Source organism: Streptomyces sp. AF1A (assembly GCF_047340315.1).
Lineage (GTDB): Bacteria > Actinomycetota > Actinomycetes > Streptomycetales > Streptomycetaceae > Streptomyces.
In genome coordinates this window covers 1-5,626 of sequence record NZ_JBLEBI010000278.1, presented here as the reverse complement: position 1 = coordinate 5,626, position 5,626 = coordinate 1, and the positions used below count along the sequence as shown (strand labels likewise).

Sequence of the window (5,626 nt, the reverse complement as noted above, 5' to 3'; positions counted from 1 at the left end):
CGTCGAGCAGCGCGTCCGCGCCCTTGTCGGCGAGTTCGCCGACGGCCGGCGCCTCGAAACCGGCCTCCAGCAGCCGCGCGCGCAGTCCGTACGCGCCGAGCGGGGTGAGCCGGACCATGCCGTAGCGGGCGACGTCGGTGTCGTCCACCGCCGCGGCGAGCTCCTCGGCGCCCTCGCCCCCTTCCGCCTCCGCGATCAGCGCCTCGTCCACCGGCCGGTACTCGACCAGCCCGGCCGGCTCCAGCATCCGGAACTGCGCGTCGAGGCGCATCATCGCGTCGGAGACCCGTTCCAGGACGTCGTTGCTGGGCTCGCCCATGCCGTCGGGCAGGATCATCGAGGCGGCGAGCGCCGGCAGCGGGACGGGCCCCTCGCCCGCGCCCTCACTCACCGTCAGCAGGTAGAGGTTGGCGAGGACGCCGTCGAGGAACTCGGCCTCGGCCTGCGGATTCCAGTCGAGCGACGAGAAATCGACCTTGCCGTCCTCCCCGATCGCGTCGGCCAGGCCGTCGAGGTCGGGCACGCTCGCGTCGGCGAGGACGGCCTCCAGGGCGGCGAGCCACACGGTGAGCACGTCGTGCGGGGAGCCGCCGGTGAGCAGCTTCAGCTCCTCCCCCGCCCGGACGGTCCCGGCCTCCTCGTCGACGATCCCGACCAGACCGGTGTCCACGGCGACCCGCCAGGCCTCGCTCGCGTACGCGGCGGCGTCGTCGCCGCGTAGGCCGAGCAGTTCGGCGGCGGCCCCAAGCTGCTCCTCGGCCAGGCCGCCGCCGGCGTCCACGCGGGTCTCGGGTCCGGCCCAGCGCGCGAGACGGACGGCACGCGAGAGCAGGGGGGTGGACAGCGCGGCGCGCGCCAGCTCCGCTTCGGGGTGCAGCCGTACGGGCGGCAGGGGGGAGCTGTCTGACATCGGCTGGTTCTCCTCGGACCGTGAAACGGGCTCAGCCGCTCAGCCTAGACGGATTTCCACCCATGCCGCCCGGTTCATCTCGCCGTCAGCCGCCGTACATGGCCGAAACCTTGACAACTGCCCGGCCCAGGCTGGAGATTGACGCGCGTAGAAGTTGGGGGGACAACTGTTCACTCGGCTCTACGCGTGTCACGGAGGGCTACGAGCCCCGCACGCTCAAGCACCACCCTCGTCCCGGCGCTCACGTACGTCCCCGGAGGGAACCCTTGCCGAGCAGGTCTTCCGCGCGTCTCGCCGCGCTCACCGTCGCCGCCGTCTGCAGCGCGGCGTCCGCCGTCGTCCTCACCTCCCCCGCGCACGCCGACTCGGTGCGCATCCACGACATCCAGGGCACCACCCGAATATCGCCGTACGCGGGCCAGAAGGTCGCGGACGTGCCCGGCATCGTCACGGCCACGCGCACGTACGGCTCCTCCAGAGGTTTCTGGCTCCAGGACCCGGACCCGGACGACAACCCGGCCACCAGTGAGGGCGTGTTCGTCTTCACCAGCTCCACTCCGAAGGTCGCGGTCGGCGACTTTGTGCAGGTCACCGGCACGGTCTCGGAGTACGTCCCGGGCGGCGCCTCGACCGGCAACCAGTCGCTGACGGAGATCACCAAGCCGGTGGTCACCACCGTCTCCACCGGCAACGCGGTGCCGGCCCCGGTCGTCATCGACGCCGCGTCGGTGCCGGGCGCGTACACCGCGCAGGGCGACACCGCCGCCGCCGGCTCGATCAACGGCCTGCCCCTCGACCCGTCGAAGTACGCCCTGGACTACTACGAGTCCCTGGAGGGCATGAACGTCCAGGTCGCCAATGCCCGCGTGGTCACCGCGACCGACCCCTACAGCGAGCTGTGGGTCACCGTGAAGCCGTGGGAGCACCGCAACCGCCGCGGCGGCACGGTCTACGGCTCCTACGACTCCCAGAACACCGGCCGGCTGCAGATCCAGTCGCTGGGCTCCACGGCCGACTTCCCGAAGGCGAACGTCGGCGACACCCTGGAGGGCGCCACCACCGGCCCGCTGGACTACAACCAGTACGGCGGCTACACGCTGGTCGCGAGCGAGCTCGGCTCGCTGAAGAGCGCCGGCCTGCAGCGCGAGACGACGCGGAAGCAGTCGAGCCGCGAGCTCGCGGTGGCGACCTACAACGTCGAGAACCTCGACCCGTCGGACGACACCTTCGCCCAGCACGCCTCCGCGATCGTGCACAACCTGCAGTCGCCGGACATCGTGTCCCTGGAGGAGATCCAGGACGACAACGGCGCCACGGACGACGGCACGGTCGACGCGAGCGTCACGGTGAACAAACTGATCGACGCGATCGTCGCGGCCGGCGGCCCGAAGTACGACTGGCGCGGGATCGACCCGGTCAACGACCAGGACGGCGGCGAGCCGGGCGGCAACATCCGCCAGGTGTTCCTGTTCAACCCGCAGCGGGTGTCCTTCGTGGACCGGCCGGGCGGCGACTCCACCACGGCGGTCGGCGTCACCAAGGAGCACGGCAAGGCCGAGCTGACCCTCTCCCCGGGCCGGATCGACCCGGGGAACGCGGCCTGGAAGGACAGCCGCAAGCCGCTGGCCGGCCAGTTCGTCTTCCGCGGCAAGACCGTCTTCGTGATCGCCAACCACCTGACGTCCAAGGGCGGTGACCAGGGGCTGACCGCGCAGTACCAGCCGCCGACGCGCAGCTCGGAGATCCAGCGGCACGCGCAGGCGACCGCGGTGAACGCGTTCGTCAAGGACCTGCTGGCCGTGCAGAAGAACGCGGACGTCATCGCGCTCGGCGACATGAACGACTTCGAGTTCTCCGGCACGGCGAAGATCCTGGAGGGCGACGGCGCGCTGTGGTCGGCGATCAAGTCGCTGCCGAAGAGCGAGCGTTACACCTACGACTACCAGGGCAACGAGCAGGTCCTGGACCAGATCCTGATCAGCCCGGCGATCCGGCGCGGCTGCGACTTCGAGTACGACAGCGTGCACATCAACTCGGAGTTCAACGACCAGATCAGCGACCACGACCCGCAGGTGCTGCGCTTCCACCCGTAGGCGGCCTCCGGTTCAGGACTGGCCGAACACGCCGTTCAGCCAGTCCTGCCAGGCGCTCTCGTTCGCCGCGGCGCCGGCGTCCGGCGCGAAGTCGTGGACGCTGATGCCGAGCGGGGCGCCCCAGTGGCCGCGCCCGAAGAACCGGATGAGGGCGTCCTCGGTGCGCAGCCCGATGAAGTACGGGTTGCGGTAGTCGAGCACGGCGTCCAGGGTCCGGCCGCCGGGTCCGCGCACGCTCACCTTCGTGCCGGCGGCCGCCTCGTCCGCCAGGCCGAGCGCCCGGCCGACGGCGGCGAGCGCCTCGGTGTTCTGCGACGTGGCGGGCCCGTTCAGCTGGGCGAAGGCCACCGGGCGGGGCGCGAAGTGGGTGAGGTACTCGCACAGGGTGTGCAGGTAGAAGTTGGTGTGCTTGCTCGCGCCGTCGTACTGGTTGTTCCAGTCGTCGGTGAAGATGCCGCTGTGCACGTAGCGCACGCAGGCGCGGCGGCCCTCGTCGCGGGGCTCGATCGTGTAGTCGAGCTGGTTGAGCGACTGGGTGGGCATGCCGGTGTTCTCGCTGCGGTTGGTGTAGCGGCGGGGCGGGTCCCAGGCGGTGACCGTCGAGCCGAAGGGTCCCCGGCCGCCCTCCCGGGGCTCGGGCGGGTCCATCGGCCACAGATAGCCACCGGTGCCGGTGGTGACGGCCTCCCACACCTTCTCGGGCGGGACGTCGACCTCGAACTCGCGGACGATCTCGAATTCCTTGGACATGTCGGGGCTCCTGCTCAGCTGTCTGGGGAGGGTGGTTCCTTGACCGTGGGGTGGAGGGCGACGACGATCCGGTGGTCGCGGCCCTCCTCGGCGTCGGGGGCGTCGTACTTGCGGACGAGGGCGCTCACGCCCGCCGTCAGCTCCTGCACGAACGCCGCGCGGTCGGCGGCGGAGGCGAAGCGGACCTGGCCGTCCAGCGCGTAGGTCGCCAGCCGCCGGCGGGCCCGGGCGGCGCCGGTGATCAGCACGCCGACGTCCCGCACCAGGCGGGCGCCGAGCGCGAGCAGCCAGCGCGCCGAGAGCTGGTCGCGGAAGCGGTCCGGATCGGGCTGCACGGCGGGCAGGGCGGCCGGCGAGATCACGTACGACGCCGCGGTCGCGCGCATCAGCCGCTCGGTGACATTGCCCTTGCGGCGCTCGCCGGCCAGCTCGACCAGGCCGTGCCGCTCCAGCGCCTTGAGGTGGTAGTTCACCTTCTGCCGAGGCAGTCCGACCCTGGTGGCCAGCATCGCCGCCGACGCGGGTGCGGCGGCCAGCTCGGCGAGCAGCCGGGCCCGCACCGGGTCCAGCGACACGACGGCCGCCTCGGGGTCCTCGATCACGGTCACGTCCAGCATGCGTCCACCCTCCCACCGAAAACTTTTTTTGTCCAGACGGACTGAGTTTTCGGTGAGAGGGTGGCACGGAGCACCCGTCGTGGCGGGCTCGCCGTCAGTGGCAGCGCCGCCTGCTCCAGACGACGCCCGCCGCCACCGCGGCCGCACCCAGCACGCCCACGGCGATGACCGGCCCCGGGTGGCGCATGCCCGCGCGCACCGCGCCGCGCAGCGGCTGCGGCACGGCGTCCTGGACGCCGTGCCCCGCATGCCCGGCCCGGTGGTGGCCGACGTGCCCGGCCCGGCTCGCCCGGTCCTGCACGGCATGCCCGGCGTGGGCCACCCGGTCCTGCATCAGATGCCCGGCGTGGGTCGCACGGCCCTGCATCACGTGGCCGGTCCTGGCGGCCTTGTCCTGCACCGCGTGCCCGGCCTGGGCGGCGCTCGCCCGCAGCTGCACGGTCATCGCGCCGGCCTTGTCCCGCAGGTCGGCGGCCCGCGCGCGGGCCCGGCCCTTGACGTCGGCCCGGTCCATCAGCTGTGCGACGGTGTCGCCGAGTTGGCTCCTGGTGTGCTCGATCTGCTGCCGCAGTTCGTCGGGGCCCTTGGCGCCCGAGCGGTGCGGGATCTTGTGCGTCATCGGTGTGCCCTTTCCCTGATCGCGTCGACGTCCGCCCTGACGCTGCCGAGCGTCGCCTCGGGTGCGGCCGGCCCGGCGCGGCGCAACTGCGCCCGCCCGGCCATGGCCAGCACACCGGCCACGCCGAACAGCAGGCCCGCGACGACGAGCGCCGCCGCCCACCCGGGCAGCGTCAGCCAGAGGGCGGCGGTGGCCGCACCGGCCAGCGCGATCAGTCCCACGTAGGCGACGGCGCCCGCGGCGCCGAGCAGGCCGCCGCCGCGGCCGGCGCGCCGCCCCTTCTCGGTCAGCTCCTCCTTGGCCAGGGCGACCTCCTGCCGCAGCAGCCGGGAGAGCTGTTCGGTGGCCCGGCCGACGAGTTCCCCGGTGGAGGGGTGTCCGTCGGCTGCGGGCCGTGCGTGCGAGGTCACGGTCACGGTGTTCCGCCTCCTCTCCGTACGGAACGTCCGGGTACCCGGGCCGAAGACCGTTAGCCGTCGTCTAGCCCTGCTCTCCGCCCCCGGGCCGGCGCTCGCCGAGACGCGCCAGTTGGCTCTGGAACCAGTCCAGCCGCGCCTGCAACAGGGCTGCCTCGGCGACGAGTTCGGGCACCCCCGGCTCCGCGTCCGGCCCCAACTCGGCCGGCGCCCCGACCGCG

Annotated in this window: 5 protein-coding genes and 1 pseudogene; 1 reads left to right on the top strand and 5 read right to left on the bottom strand. The window is 72.6% G+C overall.

What is annotated here, in order from left to right; translation table 11 throughout:
* Positions 1-910, bottom strand: a pseudogene (locus tag ACLU3S_RS35415) (hypothetical protein); the annotation flags it as partial.
* A 266-nt stretch (positions 911-1,176) separates the two neighbouring features.
* Here ACLU3S_RS35415 and ACLU3S_RS35410 point away from each other — a divergent pair.
* Positions 1,177-3,003, top strand: a complete 1,827-nt coding sequence (locus tag ACLU3S_RS35410; protein WP_413956074.1) for an endonuclease/exonuclease/phosphatase family protein — start codon at positions 1,177-1,179, stop codon at positions 3,001-3,003.
* Between the two features lie 12 nt (positions 3,004-3,015).
* Here the strand turns inward: ACLU3S_RS35410 and ACLU3S_RS35405 are convergent, their stop codons facing one another.
* The 4 genes from ACLU3S_RS35405 to ACLU3S_RS35390 all read right to left on the bottom strand — a co-directional run bounded on the left by ACLU3S_RS35405 (position 3,016) and on the right by ACLU3S_RS35390 (position 5,405).
* Entirely contained in the window at positions 3,016-3,753 is a 738-nt protein-coding gene (locus tag ACLU3S_RS35405) for an SRPBCC family protein (protein ID WP_413956073.1), read from the bottom strand.
* A 14-nt stretch (positions 3,754-3,767) separates the two neighbouring features.
* Positions 3,768-4,370, bottom strand: coding sequence for a helix-turn-helix domain-containing protein (locus tag ACLU3S_RS35400; RefSeq protein WP_413956072.1), 603 nt, complete (start codon positions 4,368-4,370; stop codon positions 3,768-3,770).
* 94 nt (positions 4,371-4,464) lie between these two features.
* A complete protein-coding gene (locus ACLU3S_RS35395; protein ID WP_413956071.1) occupies positions 4,465-4,989 on the bottom strand; it encodes a DUF3618 domain-containing protein in 525 nt (174 codons plus the stop codon).
* Entirely contained in the window at positions 4,986-5,405 is a 420-nt protein-coding gene (locus ACLU3S_RS35390) for a phage holin family protein (protein ID WP_413956070.1), read from the bottom strand. Before ACLU3S_RS35390 ends, ACLU3S_RS35395 begins: the two co-directional genes overlap by 4 nt.
* Positions 5,406-5,626 lie beyond the last annotated feature (221 nt).